Source organism: Bacillus cabrialesii, from assembly GCF_004124315.2.
Taxonomy (GTDB): domain Bacteria; phylum Bacillota; class Bacilli; order Bacillales; family Bacillaceae; genus Bacillus; species Bacillus cabrialesii.
Window position 1 is genome coordinate 3,000,411 of the sequence record NZ_CP096889.1, and the last position, 19,557, is coordinate 3,019,967.

Annotated in this window: 18 protein-coding genes and 1 other annotated feature; of the genes, 6 read left to right on the forward strand and 12 right to left on the reverse strand. The window is 45.9% G+C overall.

Annotation, left to right across the window (positions count from 1 at the left end; all coding sequences use genetic code 11):
- Nucleotides 1-22: 22 nt before the first annotated feature.
- The 8 genes from bioI to EFK13_RS15375 all read right to left on the reverse strand — a co-directional run bounded on the left by bioI (nucleotide 23) and on the right by EFK13_RS15375 (nucleotide 7,906).
- Entirely contained in the window at nucleotides 23-1,210 is a 1,188-nt protein-coding gene (gene bioI / locus EFK13_RS15340; protein ID WP_129507872.1) for a biotin biosynthesis cytochrome P450, read from the reverse strand.
- Between the two features lie 68 nt (nucleotides 1,211-1,278).
- Entirely contained in the window at nucleotides 1,279-2,286 is a 1,008-nt protein-coding gene (gene bioB, locus EFK13_RS15345; RefSeq protein ID WP_129507871.1) for a biotin synthase BioB, read from the reverse strand.
- Nucleotides 2,287-2,288: 2 nt separating this feature from the next.
- A complete protein-coding gene (gene bioD / locus EFK13_RS15350; RefSeq protein WP_129507870.1) occupies nucleotides 2,289-2,984 on the reverse strand; it encodes a dethiobiotin synthase in 696 nt (231 codons plus the stop codon).
- Nucleotides 2,981-4,150 (reverse strand): 8-amino-7-oxononanoate synthase, encoded by a 1,170-nt coding sequence (gene bioF, locus EFK13_RS15355; protein WP_129507869.1) that lies wholly within the window; start codon nucleotides 4,148-4,150, stop codon nucleotides 2,981-2,983. Before bioF ends, bioD begins: the two co-directional genes overlap by 4 nt.
- A complete protein-coding gene (gene bioA, locus EFK13_RS15360; protein ID WP_129507868.1) occupies nucleotides 4,140-5,486 on the reverse strand; it encodes an adenosylmethionine--8-amino-7-oxononanoate transaminase in 1,347 nt (448 codons plus the stop codon). The genes bioF and bioA overlap by 11 nt, the downstream gene beginning before the upstream one ends.
- A complete protein-coding gene (gene bioW, locus EFK13_RS15365) occupies nucleotides 5,476-6,252 on the reverse strand; it encodes a 6-carboxyhexanoate--CoA ligase (RefSeq protein WP_129507867.1) in 777 nt (258 codons plus the stop codon). The genes bioA and bioW overlap by 11 nt, the downstream gene beginning before the upstream one ends.
- Nucleotides 6,253-6,451: 199 nt before the next feature.
- A complete protein-coding gene (locus EFK13_RS15370; RefSeq protein ID WP_129507866.1) occupies nucleotides 6,452-6,952 on the reverse strand; it encodes a hypothetical protein in 501 nt (166 codons plus the stop codon).
- Between the two features lie 54 nt (nucleotides 6,953-7,006).
- Nucleotides 7,007-7,906, reverse strand: a complete 900-nt coding sequence (locus EFK13_RS15375; protein ID WP_129507865.1) for a dienelactone hydrolase family protein — start codon at nucleotides 7,904-7,906, stop codon at nucleotides 7,007-7,009.
- A gap of 217 nt (nucleotides 7,907-8,123) precedes the next feature.
- Here EFK13_RS15375 and EFK13_RS15380 point away from each other — a divergent pair, with 217 nt between their 5' ends.
- The 5 genes from EFK13_RS15380 to melA are packed head-to-tail and all read left to right on the forward strand — an operon-like array spanning nucleotide 8,124 to nucleotide 13,522.
- Complete coding sequence (locus tag EFK13_RS15380) at nucleotides 8,124-9,179, forward strand: LacI family DNA-binding transcriptional regulator (protein WP_129507864.1); 1,056 nt, start codon at nucleotides 8,124-8,126, stop codon at nucleotides 9,177-9,179.
- A gap of 13 nt (nucleotides 9,180-9,192) precedes the next feature.
- Nucleotides 9,193-10,473 (forward strand): ABC transporter substrate-binding protein, encoded by a 1,281-nt coding sequence (locus tag EFK13_RS15385; RefSeq protein ID WP_129507863.1) that lies wholly within the window; start codon nucleotides 9,193-9,195, stop codon nucleotides 10,471-10,473.
- Nucleotides 10,466-11,377, forward strand: a complete 912-nt coding sequence (locus tag EFK13_RS15390; protein WP_129507862.1) for a carbohydrate ABC transporter permease — start codon at nucleotides 10,466-10,468, stop codon at nucleotides 11,375-11,377. The genes EFK13_RS15385 and EFK13_RS15390 overlap by 8 nt, the downstream gene beginning before the upstream one ends.
- Entirely contained in the window at nucleotides 11,374-12,204 is an 831-nt protein-coding gene (locus EFK13_RS15395; RefSeq protein ID WP_129507861.1) for a carbohydrate ABC transporter permease, read from the forward strand. The genes EFK13_RS15390 and EFK13_RS15395 overlap by 4 nt, the downstream gene beginning before the upstream one ends.
- A gap of 19 nt (nucleotides 12,205-12,223) precedes the next feature.
- Nucleotides 12,224-13,522, forward strand: coding sequence for an alpha-galactosidase MelA (melA, locus tag EFK13_RS15400; RefSeq protein WP_129507860.1), 1,299 nt, complete (start codon nucleotides 12,224-12,226; stop codon nucleotides 13,520-13,522).
- Nucleotides 13,523-13,544: 22 nt separating this feature from the next.
- Here the strand turns inward: melA and EFK13_RS15405 are convergent, their stop codons facing one another.
- The 3 genes from EFK13_RS15405 to EFK13_RS15415 form a co-directional block, all read right to left on the reverse strand.
- The gene (locus tag EFK13_RS15405; protein ID WP_003237998.1) at nucleotides 13,545-13,856 is read right to left on the reverse strand and encodes a rhodanese-like domain-containing protein; all 312 of its coding nucleotides are present in this window, start codon (nucleotides 13,854-13,856) and stop codon (nucleotides 13,545-13,547) included.
- Nucleotides 13,857-13,972: 116 nt separating this feature from the next.
- Nucleotides 13,973-16,387, reverse strand: a complete 2,415-nt coding sequence (gene leuS / locus EFK13_RS15410) for a leucine--tRNA ligase (RefSeq protein ID WP_129507859.1) — start codon at nucleotides 16,385-16,387, stop codon at nucleotides 13,973-13,975.
- Between the two features lie 109 nt (nucleotides 16,388-16,496).
- Nucleotides 16,497-16,711, reverse strand: a binding site (T-box leader).
- Nucleotides 16,712-16,814: 103 nt separating this feature from the next.
- Nucleotides 16,815-17,150: a DUF4257 domain-containing protein gene (locus EFK13_RS15415; protein WP_024714660.1), complete on the reverse strand. Its 336-nt coding sequence runs from the start codon at nucleotides 17,148-17,150 to the stop codon at nucleotides 16,815-16,817.
- A 389-nt stretch (nucleotides 17,151-17,539) separates the two neighbouring features.
- Here EFK13_RS15415 and ytvA point away from each other — a divergent pair, with 389 nt between their 5' ends.
- On the forward strand, nucleotides 17,540-18,325 hold the full coding sequence (gene ytvA, locus EFK13_RS15420) for a YtvA family blue-light photoreceptor (protein WP_129507858.1): 786 nt from the start codon (nucleotides 17,540-17,542) through the stop codon (nucleotides 18,323-18,325).
- 31 nt (nucleotides 18,326-18,356) lie between these two features.
- Here the strand turns inward: ytvA and EFK13_RS15425 are convergent, their stop codons facing one another.
- Nucleotides 18,357-19,550, reverse strand: coding sequence for an MDR family MFS transporter (locus tag EFK13_RS15425; RefSeq protein ID WP_129507857.1), 1,194 nt, complete (start codon nucleotides 19,548-19,550; stop codon nucleotides 18,357-18,359).
- Between the last annotated feature and the right edge of the window lie 7 nt (nucleotides 19,551-19,557).

Consider the following 19,557-nt stretch of genomic DNA (forward strand, 5'->3'; position numbering starts at 1 on the left):
TTTGGCACTCACATGCTTAGGGTTATTCAAAAGCCACCGGCAGCTCCTCAAGCGCCCGAAAGCCAAAAAGCGGCCGGTACCGCCGTTCAGAACCAGCGAGTTTGAGGCCGGTCATTCGCTGCAGAATGGCATTGACCGCAATTTGCGCTTCTAATCGTGCCAGCGAGGAACCTAGGCAAATATGATGGCCTTGCCCGAATGATAGATGCGGATTAGGGCTTCTGGTCAAATCGAAGACATCGGCGTTCGTGAATCTGTTTGGATCTCGATTGGCAGCCCCTAACAGAAGATAGACTTGTTCCCCTTGACGAATCGTCACCCCGCTGATGTCAATATCTTCTGACGCCACTCTGGCTGTCATTTGCGTGGGGCTTTCATAGCGTAAACATTCCTCAATGGCGGAGCCAATAAGATCCGGGCTTTCTTTCAGCTTCAAAAGCTGTTCTGGATGCTGCAGCAGACAAAGGATTGAATTGCTGATGAGATTGACCGTTGTCTCATGCCCGGCAATCGCCAGCAATAGGCACGTAGATGCCAATTCCTCTTCTGTCAGCTTATCCTTTTCTTTCCCCTTCAAAAGCATACTGATCATATCCTGCTGCGGATGCCGTTTTCGCTTTTGAATCAGCTTCCTAAAATATGCCATAGCCTGTACAGCAATATGATTGCCCTCTGTTAACGCCTTTCTTGACCGGGTAAAATCAATCGTTTGAATGAGGCTTGCAGCCCAATCTTTTAATTGCTCCCTATCTTCCTCCGGTACACCTATCATGTTGGCTATGACGAAGCTTGCTAAAGGAAAAGCAAAGTCCGAAATCACCTCCATCTTTTTTTCACCTTGCACTCGATCGAGCAAATGATGGACAGTTTCATCGATATACGGACGATAACGCTCTGCCATTCTCGGAGTAAACGCTCCGCTGGCCAGCGTCCGCAATCGTCTATGATCAGGCTGATTCTGAAACAGCATCATCTGACTTTGCACATGTTGAAGATCCTGATATTTGATTGACGTCTCAGGGAGCGGGGGCCGGACTTTGAATCTGGCATCTTTTAAAATAGCTGCCGTTTCTTCATATCCTGTGACATACCAGCCCGGGTATTTCAAGAAACTCCCTTTATATATAGAATGAATAGCGCGCAATGTTTCGTAAAAAGGATATGGGTTTTTCAAAAACTCAGAAGATGCAGTTGGAAATGCAATTGTCATGTGATCTTCTCCTTTCTGTTCAAAAATAAAAGCAATCGACATCACACCGATTGCTTTTCGTGATTCTCTCAGCTTTTCACACTTAAACTGGCCTTCATTTCTTCGACTGATTCGACTTCAAAGCCTAAATCATTCAGCATTTTATGGTCCTCCGTCTCCTCTTGCCCGGCAGTTGTTAAGTAATCTCCGACAAAAATGGAGTTAGCGGCGTAAAGCCCTAATGGCTGCAATGAGCGGAGATTGACCTCTCTTCCTCCTGAAATGCGGATTTCTTTTGACGGATTGATAAAACGGAACAGCGCCAGTACTTTCAAACAATACAGCGGGTTTAGTTCGTTGACGCCTTCTAGCGGCGTGCCGTCAATCGCATGCAAAAAATTCACCGGAATGGAATCCGCGTCAAGGGCCTTTAAGCTTTTTGCAATGTCGATGACGTCCCGTTTCGTCTCCTTCATTCCGATAATGGCGCCGGAACATGGAGACAGCCCCGATTCTTTTGCGATTTCGACCGTATTGACCCTGTCATCGTATGTATGCGAAGTCGTGATGTTTGAATGGTTTCGCTGTGACGTATTCAAATTATGATTATAGCGGTCTACTCCGGCTTCCTTCAGCCGCTTCGCCTGCTCAGGCTTTAACAGTCCGAGACACGCACAAACCTTCAGTCCATATGTTTCTTTAATTTCCTGCACCGCGTCTACGACCTGATCCACTTCTCTGTTAGACGGCCCCCTGCCGCTTGCCACGATACAATATGTGCCGATATTCAGATCGTGCGCCCGCTTAGCGCCTTCCAGAAGCGTTTCCTTATTCACCATCCGATAAGACTGAATCGGCGCGTTTGAAATCGAAGACTGTGAACAATAGCCGCAGTTTTCCGGACAGAGCCCTGATTTGGCATTCATAATCATATTGAGCTTCACTTTTTTTCCGTAAAAGTGTTTTCTGATGTGAAAAGCTCCGTGCATTAAAAGCAAAATATCTTCATCTGGACAGTTTAAAATAGAAAGCGCCTCTTCGTCGGTCACTTCTACCCCAGCCAGCACCCTGTCTGCAAGTTCCATCCATTGATTCATACTCATACCCCCACTTGATTCATCAGTAATGATAGATTGATATGGTCTTTTGCCATATGCAGAACCGTTTCTTTCGTAACGTTTTCAAGCTTTGGCGTAATCCCTAAAATCGGCACACCGCATAAGCGCTCAATCATCTCAGGATTGGTTTTTTCATCATCATCAGGAGAATCACTGATTCCATTGATGACAATTCCGGCGATTGGCAGACCCATGCTTTTTGCATATTGGACAGTTAAAAAGGTATGATTAATGGTTCCGAGATGAGGACGAGCCACAATAATCATCGGAAGCTGCAACGCTTTGATAACGTGACTGACTAAATAATCCTCTCCCAGCGGCACAGAAATACCGCCAGCACCTTCTACGATGTAGCATTCATGTTTCTCTCTTATCCGCTCCCAATGGCGCAAAACCGCCCCCATGGTGACAGCCTTTCCCTCCAGCTTTCCTGCGACATATGGCGCAAGCGGCGCATTGAAGGCAAAAGGCGTAATATCTTCATGAGAAAGACCCGTCTGTGACATGTCTTTTAAGAGACTCGTGTCGCTCTCCGGATGATGACGGGATATACCGCTTAAAAAAGGTTTAAAGACTCCGACGTCTTTGTTATGTTCTCTCAATAAAGCGGCAAGTCCGCTGGATATCACCGTTTTCCCCACTTCTGTATCTGTTCCTGTCACAAAAAAACCCCTCAAATGATGTGCAGCTCCTTTCCAATGGAATGAAATGATGTCAGCAAATGTTCAATATCACCCAAACTGTGGTCAGCAGTGATGGTTAATCGGATTCGGCTTTCACCGGGCGCAACGGTCGGCGGCCGAATGGCAGGGGCGTAAATCCCATTGTCCTGCAGCTTTTCAGCAAATGTAACCGTTTTTCGGGTATCGCCGATGACCACAGGAATAATCGGCGTGTGATCCCCTTTCACCAAGTAACCCATATCCTTCAGACTGGTTCTGATCATGTTAATATACGAAAATAAAAGCTCCCGTTTTTCCCCGCAGGCTTCAATCATGCCGAGAGCCTCGTAAGCTGCCGCACAGCTGGCTGGCGGAATCGCGGTTTGAAAGATAAATGTTCTGGCATGGTTTAGCAAAAAATCGATAAAGATCGCTGAACCTGCCGCAAAGCCGCCTTCCGTGCCGACAGCTTTGCTTAAGGTGCCAATCACAATGTCAGGACAAACGCCAAAGTATTCACTCGTTCCTCCTCCTGATTCACCTAAAACACCTGTGGCGTGGGCATCATCAACGATCACGAAGGCATGATAACGTTTGGCAAGTGAGATGATCTGATCAAGAGGGGCGATCGTGCCATCCATGCTGAATATTCCGTCTGTAACGATAAAACGGCGCTGATAACGCTGTGTTTCATTCAGCTTGTTTTCAAGATCATCCATATCAATATGCTGATAAACAACTGTATCAGCCTTAGACAGACGGCAGCCGTCAATCATACTTGCATGATTCAATTGATCACTTAAAATGACATCTTCTTTTTCTGGTAATGATGAAAGGACACCGATATTGGCCAAATAACCGCTCGAAAACAGTAAAGCCGCTTCCGTCCGTTTAAAGCCGGCAATCTTTTTTTCAAGCTTTTCATGCCAGACCGAATTGCCTGTCGTTAAACGGGAGCCGCTGCTTCCCGCCCCAAATTGGTGCAGTGCTTCTTGGGCCGCAGAGATCAAGCGGCTGTGGCTTGCAAGTCCTAAATAATTGTTTGAGGACCAGACCGTTTGATCCTTGCCGTCAATTCTCCTCTCTGGAACCGGAGCCCCATTCATTGTCCGCAGGTTACGGTATACGCCGGCTTCCTTCACACTGTCTAATCGCTCGTGTAACCAGGCGTCAATCTTCAAGGCCGGTTACCTCTTGGATCGCTCGTTTCATAATGGAAACCATTTCCTCAAGCTCTTCAGCTGTGCTGGCGAGAGGAGGCAGAAATGCAATCACGTCCCCCAGCGGCCTTGTCAGCATGCCAAGCTCGCGCATCTTTAAGGAAACTTTATAGCCAACCCGCCGATCAGCTGGATAAGGCTTTTTGGTTTCCTTTGATTGAACGAGCTCCGCGCCGCACATAAAGCCAAGCTGGCGAATATCTCCAACATAAGGAAGTTCGTGCAGACCTTGCAGAAGGACATGGAGCTTTTTGCTTTTTTCCGCTACTTGTTCCACAATATTTTCAGTTTCAAATAATGCCAGATTTTCAAGCGCAACTGCACAGCCAAGCTGATTTCCTGTATAGGAATGGCCGTGAAAAAAGGTTTTTAGGTTTTCATAATCATCATAGAATGCCTTGTAGATGTCTTCAGTGGCAAACGTAACGGCGATTGGCAAATAGCCTCCTGTAATGCCTTTGCCGGCAGCCATCAGATCAGGCTGGACATTCTCGTGCTCACACGCAAACATTTTTCCGGTACGGCCAAAGCCTGTAGCCACTTCATCAACAATCATTAAGACATCATACGTTGTACATAGCTCTCGCACGCCCGCCAAATATCCCTCCGGCATCACGATCATACCGGACGCCCCTTGAACCATTGATTCAATGGAAAGCGCGGCAATTTCCTCATGATGTTCCTCGAGCAGCTGTTCAAGCTCTCGCAGGCACGCATCACGGCACTCATCAGGATCGCCGCTTTCAGAGCGATATACATAAGGAATCGGCGCTTTGTAACTATCAAACATTAACGGCCCGTATACGTGGTGGAACAGCTCAATTGAACCGACACTGACGGCGCCAATCGTATCGCCGTGATAGCCATTTTTCATAGCGATAAATGTTTGTTTCTCAGGCTTTCCGATGTTCTTCCAATACTGAAACGCCATTTTCAAGGCTATTTCCATCGCTTCGGCACCGCTGTCTGAATAGAAAACTCGCGTGAGCTTTGCTGGACTGATGCCGATTAATGCTTCGGCAAGCTGAGTTGCAGGAACGTTGGTCATGCCCAATAACGTGGAGTGCGCGATTTTTCCGAGCTGATTTTTTATCGCGTCATCTAACTCCTTTTTGCGGTGCCCGTGGACATTAAGCCAAACAGAAGAAAAACCGTCATAGTATTCCTTGCCGTTTATGTCTTTGACTTTGATTCCATTGCCGCTTTCGATGATTAAGGGGTTTTCATCATAATCTTTCATTTGGGTAAAAGGCAGCCAGAGGTGCTTTTTACTGTTTTCTATCAAATCATGAGTCATGGACTTCCTCCCACTCTATCAAAATAGGCTGCTTCTCCAAATCTTGTATGTACGTGTTTGCATCTTTGGAGCCATCAACAAAAAAGATTCTGCAGCCCTCTTCTGTCCCGTATTCTTTCATTGCTGTAATACGCTGATAGCCCATTTTCTTACCCGCAACGTAGCCTGTTATGTAATCAGGGTCATCTGACCAGCATAGTTCTGCAACGGCTGCCGGGTGCCGGCTAACCTTTGAAGCGAGCGCAAGTGCCTCTTTTATTCTAGAATTTGACGGCACGTGACAGTGAAGCGCCCATTTTTCAAAATTGGTGTCCGGCCAATCCATTCTGGAGACCCGCACCCCTTTTCCTTTTGTTTGATCAATTCGCTTGCCAGAGTGAATATCAAACAAAACCGCTCCCCTGACACCCGACCATTCAGGAATTTGTTCGTATGCTTTTTCAATTACTTCTCTGGCAACGCCTTCTCTTTCTAATAACAATCGGGCAAGCTTTTGTCCCTCTTCAGGAGAGCTTACTTCATTCGTATGCACTGGCAATGGCTGGATGGTTTTGATCGGTTCACGAACCTCTTCAAATTGAATTTGCATAAAATCAGGTTTTCCTCTTGAATGAGATAGCCCTTTTTCTAATAAGGCATTGACTGTACGCGTCATCTCATGGAAAGGAATAAGCCGTTCTCCGCCGGATATATGCTTTCCGCCCTCTTCATGAGATCCATTCTTGGAAGCCCTCATTCTGACACTATAAAATGTTTCTTCTTGCATCGTTTCTCGCCCTTTCACTGATATCTGAAGAACGTGTATCTTATTCTATTCAAAATGTTAACCAATTATAAATAAAGGTTAACAATTAGAATATTATTATTCACATATGATTCTGTCAATATAAGAAATCTCCATTTTGTTTTTGGGCAGGTTCTTGAAACGAGCAAAAAGACCGTTTCACAATAAAACGGTCCTGGCCTTAGATGTCTATTCCTCTGCGTTTTTTTCGATTTCGATACTTCATGAACAAGCTGATCCCATTTACCATCATCAGCCCAAAAATCGTATTGCCTAACGGCGCCCAGCCATTCTCACCTGTGAAAAATAAGGACAGGGCCACCTTCCCAATGAGTGCCGCATTCAATAGGATTAAACCAAATACAAGCGAACGCTTCCAAAAAGCAGCCAAAATAAAGCCAAGAAAAACCATCATGAAAGCAATTGTGAAAACAGCCGAGACCGGGCTGCTTAAAAGCATTCGCTCGAATTCCAGCACTTTTTGCATTTGCAGATGAATCTTCTTAGGTTCCGGAAACCAGACCATACTGCTCATCATCAATACAAAAGTGATGATGATGCCCTTCCAGCTGCGCTTATACGCGGCATAAACCAATACTAGTAAAAAAAGGGGGCGAATATACCAGCTTAATGGATTGAGATGCCTCCGGAAAGCCCAATCCAACATATCTTGTCCTTCCATTGGTTTCACTTCCCTCGCTCAAGTCTGAGCCTTTCTTCCAATTTCCCATGGCGGTCACAGCCACTTTTGCAAAAAGCGGACAGCTTCATGTCTCATGACTGCTGTTTCAAAATGGCCCGAAGCGGAACGGACCACCCGATAGCCATCAGAAGCACCCTGTCCAGCATACACCGCTGTCAATTCTTTTTCGATTTTGTTCACACCTTCAACCGGCGTTAACCGGTCGTGAACGCCCACAAGGCTAAGGTGCGGGCGCGGCGCGATCAGGCTTTGGATCTCCGTTGCTGAAAAATGCTTTGCAAGCGACGGGACGTAATAATAAAAGCCGTGCCGATCTAGATTCTGTGTTTTGATCAGCACATGATGATCTGCCTGGCTGCACAAATCCACGCACACCTTAATCCGATCATCGAGCGCCGCTGTCCACCACGCCATCAATCCTCCCATAGACATGCCGATGGTTCCGATTCTGTCAGGCTGAATATCAGGGCGTGACTGCATATAATCTAACGCTCTTAAACTGTCATAAATCATCATCCCCCACATTACTTTTCCGGTAAGAAGCATTTCTTTAAACATTTCGCTTTCCGTTTTTCCCCGCCGATCTCCAAATCCCCAATGGTCAATCGCAAGAACGCCGTACCCGAGAGCAGTCAGCTCATCGGCAAAAGAAGGCGCTTTCAAATAATCCGCTCCTTCAATCAGTTCACTTTTCCCCCTGTCATACCGGCCTCCGTGCGAATGCTGAAACAATACGGCTGGACACGGTCCTTCTGCGGACGCCGGCTTCACAAAATAAGCAGGCACCTTTTCATGTCCGTTTATATCAAGCAGGAGCGTTTCAATGATGTTTCCTTCTCTTTCTTCAATACACAATATCTCCGTGCTGATTTGCCTCCGATCAGGCAAATCTCCAAGCAATCGAAACAGCTGCTTTCTTCTTCCCGTACTCATTCCCTCACCCTTCCTTATTCGCTTACTTCACATTTACGAGACGGATCTGGTTTCCCCTTTATTTTTCTAAAACAATTCGCATCATTTACTAAATCTTTAGTAAATATAACGAAATATTCTGGAAATAATAATTGTAACCGCTTACTTTCATATGATAGTATCAAATTATCAAAAACAGATGAGTTCATATTTTACTAAATAGATGAGAGGGATTGCTATGGTTCGTATTAAAGATATCGCCTTGAAAGCTAATGTTTCCAGTGCGACTGTTTCCAGAATTTTAAATGAAGATGAGTCGCTTTCTGTTGCAGGCGAAACGAGACAAAGAGTCATCCATATCGCAGAAGAACTCGGTTATCAAACGGTTGCCAAACGGCGGAAAGCCCGCGGGCAAAAACAGCGGGCCCAGCCGCTGATCGGCGTGCTGAGCTGTCTGTCCCCTGATCAGGAACGGCAGGACCCTTATTTTTCTTCTATTCGCAAAGGCATTGAAAAGGAATGCTTTGAACAGGAAATTTTCATTACAAATTCGATTCATCTCGGTTCCTTCCAGGAGCATATCTTTCGGGAACTGGATGGTGTCATTGTCATCGGCCGTGTTCATGATGAAGCGGTTACGCACATCAGCGGAAGGCTGAAGCATGCCGTATTTATCAATCACTCTCCTGATCCGCAAGCGTATGATTCGATTGGCATCGATTTTGAATCCGCTTCATGCCAGGCGATTGATCACCTTGTCAATCTAGGCTACAAACGGTTAGGGTACATTGGCGGGCAGGAAAAAGAGCATACGCTGAAGGACGGCCAAAGCATTCGCAGAACCATTGAAGACAAACGTCTGACCGCTTTTTTAGAGTTTGCCGCTCCCAAGCCTGAGCATGTGCTCACCGGAGAATACAGCATGCGTGAGGGCTTTCGCCTGATGAAGAAAGCAATCGCCCAAGGCAATCTGCCGGAAGCATTCTTTATCGCGAGCGATTCCATGGCGATCGGCGCGTTGAAAGCGCTTCAGGAAGCGGGACTGCAGGTGCCGCGGGATATAGCGATCGTCAGTTTTAACGGTATTGAAGAAGCTGAATTTGCCAGCACGCCATTAACAACGATAAAGGTGTACACAGAGGAAATGGGCCGGACAGGCGTAAAACTGCTGCTTGACCGCCTCAATGGCCGAACGCTTCCTCACTGCGTCACCCTGCCCACCACATTACTCGTGAGACAAAGCTGTGGATATACAGCTAAGGAGGTGAACATAAGCAAGCATTCATCACGATAATAAGGAGGAAAAGATGAAACACACTTTTGTTTTATTTCTCTCTCTTATTCTGCTTATTCTGCCCGGATGCTCAGCAGAGAAAAGCTCGGCAGATTCCGCAAAAAAGACATTAACCATTTATTCTACAATGTCAACGGACAGTGAAAGAGCCACGTTCAGAAAACTCGCGGCGGCGTTTGAAAAAGAACACAGTGACATTCGTGTCAGTCTTCATTTCCCAGGCAATGACTATGAAAATATGATGCGTGTCAGAATGGCTGCCAATGATTTGCCTGATCTTTTTGATACGCATGGCTGGGGGAAAATCAGGTACGGAGAATATACAGCGGATCTCCGGGATATGAAGTGGACTAAAAATCTCGATCCAAATTTAAACAGCATCCTCAAAAATAAAAGCGGAAAGGTGTATGCCTATCCGATCAATCAGGCAAAAGACGGGCTGGCGTATAACCGCAATATGTTAGACCGTTACGGCATTGCCCCTCCGGAAACCATGGATGACTTTGTGAAAGCATTGCGAACGATTAAAGAAAAAAGCAAGGGAAAGATTGTTCCCTTCTGGTTTGCCGGATATGACAAAAGCTCATTCGCCCAATATTACGATCAATTCGCTACACCTCTTCTCATCACAGATCCCGCCCATAATGAAAAAAAACAGCTCATCAACGGCACTTTTCAATGGAGCAAATTCACTTATTTATCAGACATCCTTAAACAAATGCAGAAAGAAGAACTGATCAATATTGATGCTGTCACCGCAAAAAAATCACAGCTCATTGAATTAATGGCCCAAAACAAAATCGCCTTTACGATGCAAGGCGGCACACTCGGCCAGGACGTTGCCCAGATCAATCCGAAGGTCAAGGTCGGCATTATCCCGACACCCGCCATACATGCCGGAGATGACCCGATATGGATCGGCGGCGAACGCTACACGCTTGCAGCATGGAAAGACTCGCCTCATGTAAAAGAAGCAAAAGAATTTATCGCATTTATGGCACGTCCCGCCAATGCCAAACAAATGGCTGAAGCCACGTCTCTTCCCTCAGGTCTGACCAATGTGAAAGCTGATATTTTCTACGCAAATGACTATGAGCATTATCAAGATGTCAAAGTCGAACCTTACTTCGACCGTTTATACTTGCCTAACGGAATGTGGGATGTCCTTGGCACAGCCGGGCAGGAGCTTGCGGCCGACATTTTGACGCCTCGAGAGATATCGATGAAGCTGGGAAGAGAATACAAACGACTCCGGGAGCAATCGGAAACACAGGGAGCTGAAAACAATGAGTGAGATCGCAAGGGATGTTCATGTGAAACAGGTTAAGCCGAAAAAGCAGTCCTCACTTTGGTGGATGTACATTCCTGCTTTGCTCTCCGTTCTGATCTTTATGATTTATCCGTTTGTGAAGGGAGCACTGATCACCTTTACAAACTGGAACGGCTTCTCGCAAGTCTACCAATGGGTGGGATTCGCGCAATATGAAAGGCTGTTTTCTGATCCTGACACCTGGCATATCTTAAAAAACACGCTGCTTTACGGGCTCGGCAGCACCTTTTTCCAAAATGCAGTTGGACTTTTGTACGCCCTGCTCCTCAATCAAAGCATCAAAATGAAAGCGATAACAAGAACAATTGTCTATTTGCCGGTGATGATCAGCCCGCTCATTATGGGATACATTTGGTACTTTTTCTTCTCCTATGACGGAGGTGCGCTCAACGATTTGCTCGGTGTATTCGGCTTCAGCCCGATCAATGCGCTCGCCAGTCCAACACTGAATCCCTGGATCATCGTCATGATTAACACGTATCAATATGTCGGAATCGCTATGGTTGTTTACTTAGCCGGCCTGCAAAGCATTCCGAAGGATTACTATGAAGCTGCGCAAATGGATGGCGCGAAACAAGGCCAGCAGTTTTTCACCATTACGCTGCCGCTGTTAATGCCCTCGATCACGATTAATATGGTCATCAACATTATTGGAGGCTTGAAGCTGTTTGACGTCATTATCGCGCTCACCGCAGGCGGCCCCGGAAATGCGTCACAATCCATGTCCACGTTTATGTATGATTTGTATTTCAAACGGCAGGATGCCGGCTATGCCGCAACACAAGGCATATTTATGGCATTTGTCATTTTGATCATCAGCTTTTGCGCGCTTGCGTATTTTAAAAGAAAGGAGACGGAAATGTCATGAAAGCCGCCCGTTCAAAAAACCTGCGGATCATTACGCTTCTTGCCGGCATTGTGGCCTGTGCGCATTTTATTCCTTTTTACATTCTGCTGACCACTTCATTAAAAGCAAAGGGAGACTACAGTTCGAAATGGCTGTTTCCAGCCGACATCTCCTTTCACAATTTTTCAGAGGCATGGGAGGCCGCTTCATTAGGAAATTCATTTATAAATACCATCATCATCACAGGTTTTTCTGCCTTGTTATTGATCATATTCGGCTCTCTTGCCGCCTACCCTCTTGCCCGGCGGGAAACGAAGCTGAATAAAGCCGTTTTTGCCTTGCTGATTTCCATTATGATCATCCCTCCGCTAACGTCCATGGTGCCTTTGTACCGAATGGTTGTGGACGCCGGAATGGTTAATACACACGCCATCGCCATTTTGATCAATACAGCGGCTTACATGCCGTTAACCGTATTCTTGTATTCAGGCTTTATCCGATCGACCATTCCAAAGGAGCTTGAAGAAGCCGCTAGAATTGACGGCGCAGGCATGCTGAAAATCTTTTTTACGATCGTGTTTCCTCTGCTGAAGCCGATCACTGCGACCATCTGTATTATTTCCTGTGTCTTCATATGGAACGACTATCAATTTGCGATTTTCTTTTTACAAGATCAAAAGGTTCAGACACTAACAGTTGCCATGGCAGGTTTTTTCGGAGAAAACGCCAACAACCTGCATTTAGTTGCCGCAGCCGCGCTCATGGCGATGATGCCGATGGTCATTCTGTTTTTGGCGCTGCAAAAATACTTCATTGCCGGCCTGTCATCCGGAGCGGTAAAGGGATAACACTAAAGGAGGAAGCCATATGAAAAAGATTACATTTATCGGTGCAGGGAGCACCATTTTCGCCAAAAATGTTTTGGGAGACTGCTTGTTAACAGAAGCGCTGAACGGATTTGAATTCGCTCTTTATGACATTGACCCAAAACGCCTGCAGGAATCTCAGCTCATGCTCGAAAATCTGAGAGACCGCTATAACCCGAGTGTGGCGATCAACAGCTATGATGACAGAAAACTCGCCTTGCAGAACGCAAGCTATGTCATCAATGCGATTCAGGTTGGAGGGTATAAACCGGGCACAGTCATAGATTTCGAGATTCCGAAACGCTACGGGCTGCGTCAGACGATTGCCGACACAGTCGGCATCGGCGGGATCTTCAGATCACTCAGAACCATCCCGGTCTTATTTGATATCGCTAAAGATATGGAAGACATGTGCCCGGATGCGTGGTTTTTAAACTATACAAATCCTATGGCCTCTCTTACAGGCGCCATGCTTCGCTATACAAATATCAAAACAATCGGGCTCTGCCACAGTGTTCAAGTGTGCACGAAGGATTTATTCAAATCTCTCGGAATGGAGCATGATGGAATCGAGGAACGCATCGCGGGCATCAATCATATGGCTTGGCTTTTGGAAGTCAAAAAAGACGGTGCAGATCTATATCCGGAAATCAAAAAGAGAGCGAAAGAAAAACAAAAAACAAAGCACCATGATATGGTGCGGTTTGAATTGATGGATAAGTTCGGCTATTATGTCACGGAATCGTCCGAACATAACGCAGAGTACCATCCGTACTTTATTAAGAGGAATTACCCTGAATTGATCAGCGAGCTGCAAATCCCGCTCGACGAATATCCGAGACGATGTGTCAAGCAGATTGAAAATTGGGAGAAAATGCGAGACGATATCGTCAATAATAAAAACCTTACGCACAAGCGCTCAAAGGAATATGGCTCAAGAATTATCGAAGCAATGGAAACGAACGAGCCGTTCACCTTCGGAGGGAATGTCTTGAATACAGGACTGATCACAAATCTGCCTTCAAAAGCGGTGGTGGAAGTGACATGCGTCGCCGACAGAAAAAAAATTACCCCATGCTTCGCCGGAGAACTGCCTGAGCAGCTTGCAGCCTTAAACCGGACGAACATTAATACACAACTGATGACAATTGAAGCCGCTGTCACACGGAAAAAAGAAGCGGTTTATCAAGCCGCAATGCTTGATCCGCATACAAGCGCTGAGCTTTCCATACACGACATCATCTCCATGTGCGATGATTTATTTGAAGCGCACGGCGATTGGCTTCCGGAATACAAATAAAAAACTAGGGGACCGCTCTCCCCTAGTTTTTTGGTTTTGTTTCGCCTTCCCAGGCCATCATGCCGCCTTCAACATTGACAGTTTTAAAGCCCTGCTCATCCAGGTACCTGCAAACATTCATGCTGCGCATGCCTGAGCGGCAGATAAACACGTACTCTTTGTCTTTATCAAGGGTGTCCATTTTTTCAGGAATATCCCCCATGCGAATATGAACGGCTTGCGGGATCATGCCTTCCGCCACCTCTTCATCTTCTCTGACATCAATTAAATATAGTTCTTCGTCCGCCTCAATTTTTTCTTTCAAAGCGGCTGTGCTGATTTCTTTTATTTCCAAAGAAAACACTCCCATTCACAATGATCATGTTTTAGTATATCAAAGTCAGCTGGACGATTGCTATTTAGAGCTGATGAAAAAAAATCCCCTTTTGGCAAAGGGGATTTTTTCTAGGCTTAGTTTGCCACAATATTGACGAGCTTGCCAGGCACCGCGATAATTTTTCGAATCGTTTTGCCTTCAAGCTGCTCTTTGACCTTTTCATCGGCTTGAGCAAGCTGTTCCAGCTGTTCTTTCGTCGCGTCGGCAGGAACCTGTAATTTCGCTTTTACTTTTCCATTCAGCTGAACAACGATTTCAACTTCATCATCCACAAGTTTCGTTTCATCATAGACTGGCCAAGCTTCATATGCGATCGTGCCGGAATGGCCAAGCTTGTCCCAAAGCTCTTCAGCTAAGTGAGGCGCGACAGGAGAAAGAAGCTTCACGAAGCCTTCCATATATTCTTTCGGCAGCTCTGTTGCTTTATACGCTTCATTGATAAAGACCATCAGCTGAGAAATACCCGTGTTGAAACGAAGGCCTTCGTAATGGTCTGTGACTTTCATGACTGTTTCATGATACACGCGCTCCAATGTTTCACCAGCGCCGTCAACGATTTTGCCATTAAGCTCACCGCTATCTTCCACAAACAGGCGCCATACGCGGTCAAGGAAGCGGCGCGCTCCGTCTAATCCTGATTCAGACCAGGCGATTGAAGCATCAAGCGGCCCCATGAACATTTCGTACAATCTGAGCGTATCAGCACCGTGAGAAGCGACGATTTCGTCAGGATTGACAACGTTCCCTTTAGATTTACTCATTTTTTCGTTGTTTTCGCCGAGAATCATTCCTTGGTTGTACAGCTTTTGGAACGGTTCTTTCGTCGGCACTACGCCGATATCATAAAGGAACTTATGCCAGAAGCGGGCATACAGAAGGTGAAGCACGGCATGTTCTGCGCCCCCGATATACATATCAACCGGAAGCCATTTTTCCAATTTCTCTGGTGACGCCAGCTGATCCGGATTGCGCGGATCAATATAGCGCAAGAAATACCAGCAGCTTCCCGCCCATTGAGGCATAGTATTCGTTTCTCTTCTTCCTTTTTTCCCAGTCTCAGGGTCTGTGACTTCCACCCAATCTTTAATGTTCGCAAGCGGTGATTCGCCTGTTCCGCTCGGTTTGATTTCATCCGTTTTCGGCAAAATCAGCGGCAGCTCCTCTTCAGGCACAGCCGTTGATGTTCCGTCTTCCCAATGAATAACCGGAATCGGCTCGCCCCAATAACGCTGGCGGCTGAAGAGCCAGTCACGCAGACGGTACGTCACTTTTTTCTCACCGTTTTTCGTTTCTTCCAGCCAAGCGATCACTTTCTCAATCGCTTCCTGTTTGTGAAGGCCGTTCAGGAAATCAGAGTTCACGTGCTCGCCGTCGCCAGTATAAGCTGCTTCCTCAACGTTCCCGCCTTTTACGACTTCCTTCACCGGAAGGCCAAATGTTTTGGCGAATTCAAAATCACGCTCATCGTGGCCAGGAACTGCCATGACAGCACCTGTTCCGTATGATGCAAGAACATAATCCGCAATCCAGATCGGCAATTTCTCTCCGTTTACAGGATTGATCGCATAAGCTCCCGTGAAAACGCCTGTCTTTGTTTTCGCAAGATCCGTACGCTCAAGATCACTTTTTGATTGAATTTCTTTGATATATGCTTCAACAGCTTCTTTTTGCTCAGCCGTTGTGATGTTTTCCACTAATGCGTGTTCCGGAGCAAGTACAGTATATGTAGCGCCAAACAGCGTATCTGGTCTTGTCGTAAATACCGTAAAGAATTCATCATGTCCATCTATAGCAAAATGAACGTGAGCGCCTTCAGAACGGCCGATCCAGTTGCGCTGCATATCTTTAATGCTTTCCGGCCAGTCAAGCTCTTCCAAGTCTTCAAGCAGCCTGTCCGCATATGCTGTAATTTTCAGCATCCACTGCTTCATCGGGCGTCTCTCTACCGGATGGCCGCCGCGTTCGCTCTTGCCGTCAATGACTTCTTCGTTGGCAAGAACCGTACCGAGGGCAGGGCACCAGTTTACAGGCACTTCGTCAACGTAAGCAAGGCCTTTTTCGTAAAGCTTCAAGAAAATCCATTGCGTCCATTTATAGTATTCCGGATCAGTCGTATTGATTTCACGATCCCAGTCATATGAGAAGCCAAGCGATTGAATTTGGCGGCGGAAATTGTCGATGTTTTGCTTCGTAAACACAGCTGGATCGTTCCCTGTGTCAAGCGCGTATTGCTCAGCCGGCAGGCCGAATGCGTCCCAGCCCATTGGATGAAGGACATCATAGCCCTGCATGCGCTTCATGCGGGACAGGATATCGGTAGCTGTGTATCCTTCAGGATGGCCGACGTGCAAGCCCGCTCCTGACGGATAAGGGAACATGTCCAGCGCGTAAAATTTTTGTTTTTCATTATTATCAAGAGTGGCAAATGTTTTGTTTTCAAGCCAATATGTTTGCCATTTCTTTTCTATCTCTTTGTGCTGAAAACTCAAAGTAAAAACCTCCTTCTAATTGAATACGGCGTTTATGGTTCAAGTATTGACGGGAAGGAGAGGATTATATTCAGAATATTCCCAAACTAAAAAAAACTCCCTCATCCCTAAAAGGGACGAGAGACTTTCGTTTTCCCGCGGTACCACCCTCGTTAGCGCGGCATGCGCCGCACTCACTTGATACTTTTAACGCAGTTATGCGTCAGCGGCTTTTCACCGCTGCAACTCTGAGGTGAGTTCGGAAACAAACTTGATTGACTTTCACCAGCCGTCAACTCTCTGCAACAATATCTGCTTCTTACTGCTCCTCTTCATTGTTCTTATCGCAACCGTAATCTTACCTGTATTTTATAGAATTCTGTTCATAAGTGCAAGCAGGTTTGTATACAATGGGAATGTACCCTGAACGGGCGAAGATTGAGGACAATTATTCGGGTGGAGTTTTGGTTTGACGTTTGGACTCGGCCGGGTCGCCGCCGCTGTTCATTTCTCTCACAAAGTCAAAACTTCTGAGAACAGCTTCACCGCCGTAGCCTGAGATAATGGATAAGATGACAAGTTGAATTCCTGAATCGGGGTCAGCGGATAATACAAGTAAAATGGAAGCTGTCATTCCGATAAACCAATCTTCCAAAAATCCAAGGTAGATAAACCGCTTTGTCATTCTGGGCTTCTCCAGCCTGCCTCTCTTTTTCACATGACCGAGAATCCCCATGATTCCTCCAATTACACAAGCAATAAGTACCTGATGCAGCATCTTCATCATCACCTTCCTAAAGCCCTTATTTCGTAAAGCGACTTCAGGCCATCCAGCCCCCTTAAACGATTCCGATGATTTTCGATATCTACATACTGGCAAATCTGAAAAAAGCTTGTTTCTTCCATTATATGTGAACACATGATCGGTAAGCTTGATGCATTGGATTCATTTTTCACCCAGTGACATTTACCTAGTCACTCATTTAGCATACTTCCGTTCATATGTTCAATTTCTGTTCTTATTTTTAGTGTATACGAGGACAAGCCTTTATGACAAACAACAAACTGCGCTTGCTTGAACAAGAACATACGTTATGCTAGGGTTACTGTAGAATTCATTTAAAAAAAGGGGAATACAAGGCTCAGCAAGCTGACAGCCTAAGGGGGATTTACATGGCTAATTTTCAATCATTTGGAATACAAGGACAGCTGGAAGTCATCAAAAAAGCGCTTGATCACGCGCGAGTAGGTGTGGTCATTACAGATCCCGCACTTGAAGATAATCCAATTGTCTACGTAAATCAAGGCTTTGTTCAAATGACCGGTTATGAAGCCGGGGAGATTTTAGGAAAGAACTGCCGATTCTTACAGGGGAAACACACAGATCCCGCTGAAGTAGACAACATCAGAACCGCTTTACAACATAAAGAGCCGGTTACCGTTCAGATCCAAAACTACAAAAAAGACGGAACGATGTTCTGGAATGAATTAAATATTGATCCGCTCGAGATCGAAGGCAAGACCTATTTTGTCGGCATTCAAAAAGACATCACGCAGCAAAAAGAGTATGAAAAGCTTCTCGAGGATTCCCTCACAGAAATTACTGCACTTTCAACGCCTATTGTCCCGATTCGCAATGGCATCTCGGCTCTTCCGCTAGTCGGAAACCTGACAGAGGAACGATTTAATTCCATCGTTTGCACATTGACGAATATCCTATCAACATCCAAGGATGATTATTTGATCATTGATTTATCTGGATTGGCCCAAGTGAACGAACAAACGGCCGACCAGATTTTCAAGCTGAGCCATTTGCTGAAATTGACTGGAACCGAATTAATCATTACCGGCATTAAGCCTGAATTGGCCATGAAAATGAATAGATTGGATGCCAATTTTTCATCGCTGAAAACATACTCAAATGTAAAGGATGCCGTTAACGTGCTTCCGATTATGTAAAAAGATCCCGCTCATCCGGCGGGATCTTTTATTATGAAGAGATTGATGCTTGCTTATTTGTTTCTTTTTCCGGTTTTATCCGCTTGTCATATAAAAGCGTTGTGGCAATACTGATCAACAGCAAAACCAAAAGAGATAAAACAAGAGCCTGAATGCCGAAATGATCGACAAGCAAACCGCCGAACAGCGGACCAATCATTCTGCCGCCTGTCGCCGCGCTGTTGACAAACCCCTGATAAAATCCTTCTTTCCCTTTAGGAGCAAGCTGATTGGCAATTGTCGGCACCGCTGGCCAAACAAGCATTTCTCCAATAGTCAGAATCACCATAGCAGCCAGAAACATCGGGAAGTGCTTAGCCGTCAGCAGCATGCTGTAGGACACTATAAAAATGATAAAACCAATGACCATTTGCGCTTTCAGCGACTCCGCCCATTTTTTCACCACAAAGCTGACAAGCGGCTGGCCAAGCACAATTAAAATTCCGTTAATTGTCCACAGCACGCTGTATAAGGAAAGAGAGATTCCAATGCTTTGCGTGTACGAAGCAATCGTGGTAGACCACTGAGAATAAGCCAGCCAACCGAGCACATAGCCGCCGCTTAATATGATGAGCGCGGCAAATTTCACTTTGCCGTTCACAGCATCATAATCAAGCACGGATGTCTGGGACGCATCCTTCGTCTGAATATTTCGAAATCCGAAATATACGATAAAGAAAAAGGCCAGATACAATACAGCATTCGCCAAAAATACATATGAAAACGAGAAAGACGCCACGACACCGCCAAGCGCTGAACCAACGGCCACACCCGCGTTTTGCGCGACATAGATCGCATTAAATGCCTTCCTTCCCCCTTCAGGCCATACCGATCCCGCCATTGCGTAGCTGGCCGGGAAAACAACACCGGAACCAAAGCCCACAACCGTAAGCAGCACAATATAGGCCGGCCAATCATGAAAAAAGACAAGGCCCATCAGGCTTGCTAGCGTAATCGCAATCCCAAGCATAATCGATTTAAAGCCGCCGATTTTATCAAACAAAAAACCGCCGCATAAATTTCCAGCCACACTGGCACCGGAATTCAGCATCAGAACAAGCCCGGCTACTGTTAATGACTTTCCTAAATGATTATGAATATAAATCGTATTCAGAGGCCACAAAAAAGAAGCACCCGTCACATTAATAAACATTCCAATGATTAATATTTTAAGAGCACGCGGCATACTCATC

What these genes read in the sequence shown, in the direction of transcription:
- EFK13_RS15385 (WP_129507863.1), top strand. Translation starts at nt 9,193, where the DNA reads ATGAAACACACTTTTGTTTTATTTCTCTCTCTTATTCTGCTTATTCTG.
- EFK13_RS15425 (WP_129507857.1), bottom strand. Translation starts at nt 19,550, where the DNA reads ATGCCGCGTGCTCTTAAAATATTAATCATTGGAATGTTTATTAATGTG.
- EFK13_RS15415 (WP_024714660.1), bottom strand. Translation starts at nt 17,150, where the DNA reads ATGAAGATGCTGCATCAGGTACTTATTGCTTGTGTAATTGGAGGAATC.
- EFK13_RS15370 (WP_129507866.1), bottom strand. Translation starts at nt 6,952, where the DNA reads ATGGAAGGACAAGATATGTTGGATTGGGCTTTCCGGAGGCATCTCAAT.
- EFK13_RS15375 (WP_129507865.1), bottom strand. Translation starts at nt 7,906, where the DNA reads ATGAGTACGGGAAGAAGAAAGCAGCTGTTTCGATTGCTTGGAGATTTG.
- bioI (WP_129507872.1), bottom strand. Translation starts at nt 1,210, where the DNA reads ATGACAATTGCATTTCCAACTGCATCTTCTGAGTTTTTGAAAAACCCA.
- EFK13_RS15380 (WP_129507864.1), top strand. Translation starts at nt 8,124, where the DNA reads ATGGTTCGTATTAAAGATATCGCCTTGAAAGCTAATGTTTCCAGTGCG.
- ytvA (WP_129507858.1), top strand. Translation starts at nt 17,540, where the DNA reads ATGGCTAATTTTCAATCATTTGGAATACAAGGACAGCTGGAAGTCATC.
- melA (WP_129507860.1), top strand. Translation starts at nt 12,224, where the DNA reads ATGAAAAAGATTACATTTATCGGTGCAGGGAGCACCATTTTCGCCAAA.
- EFK13_RS15395 (WP_129507861.1), top strand. Translation starts at nt 11,374, where the DNA reads ATGAAAGCCGCCCGTTCAAAAAACCTGCGGATCATTACGCTTCTTGCC.
- bioB (WP_129507871.1), bottom strand. Translation starts at nt 2,286, where the DNA reads ATGAATCAATGGATGGAACTTGCAGACAGGGTGCTGGCTGGGGTAGAA.
- bioA (WP_129507868.1), bottom strand. Translation starts at nt 5,486, where the DNA reads ATGACTCATGATTTGATAGAAAACAGTAAAAAGCACCTCTGGCTGCCT.
- bioW (WP_129507867.1), bottom strand. Translation starts at nt 6,252, where the DNA reads ATGCAAGAAGAAACATTTTATAGTGTCAGAATGAGGGCTTCCAAGAAT.
- EFK13_RS15390 (WP_129507862.1), top strand. Translation starts at nt 10,466, where the DNA reads ATGAGTGAGATCGCAAGGGATGTTCATGTGAAACAGGTTAAGCCGAAA.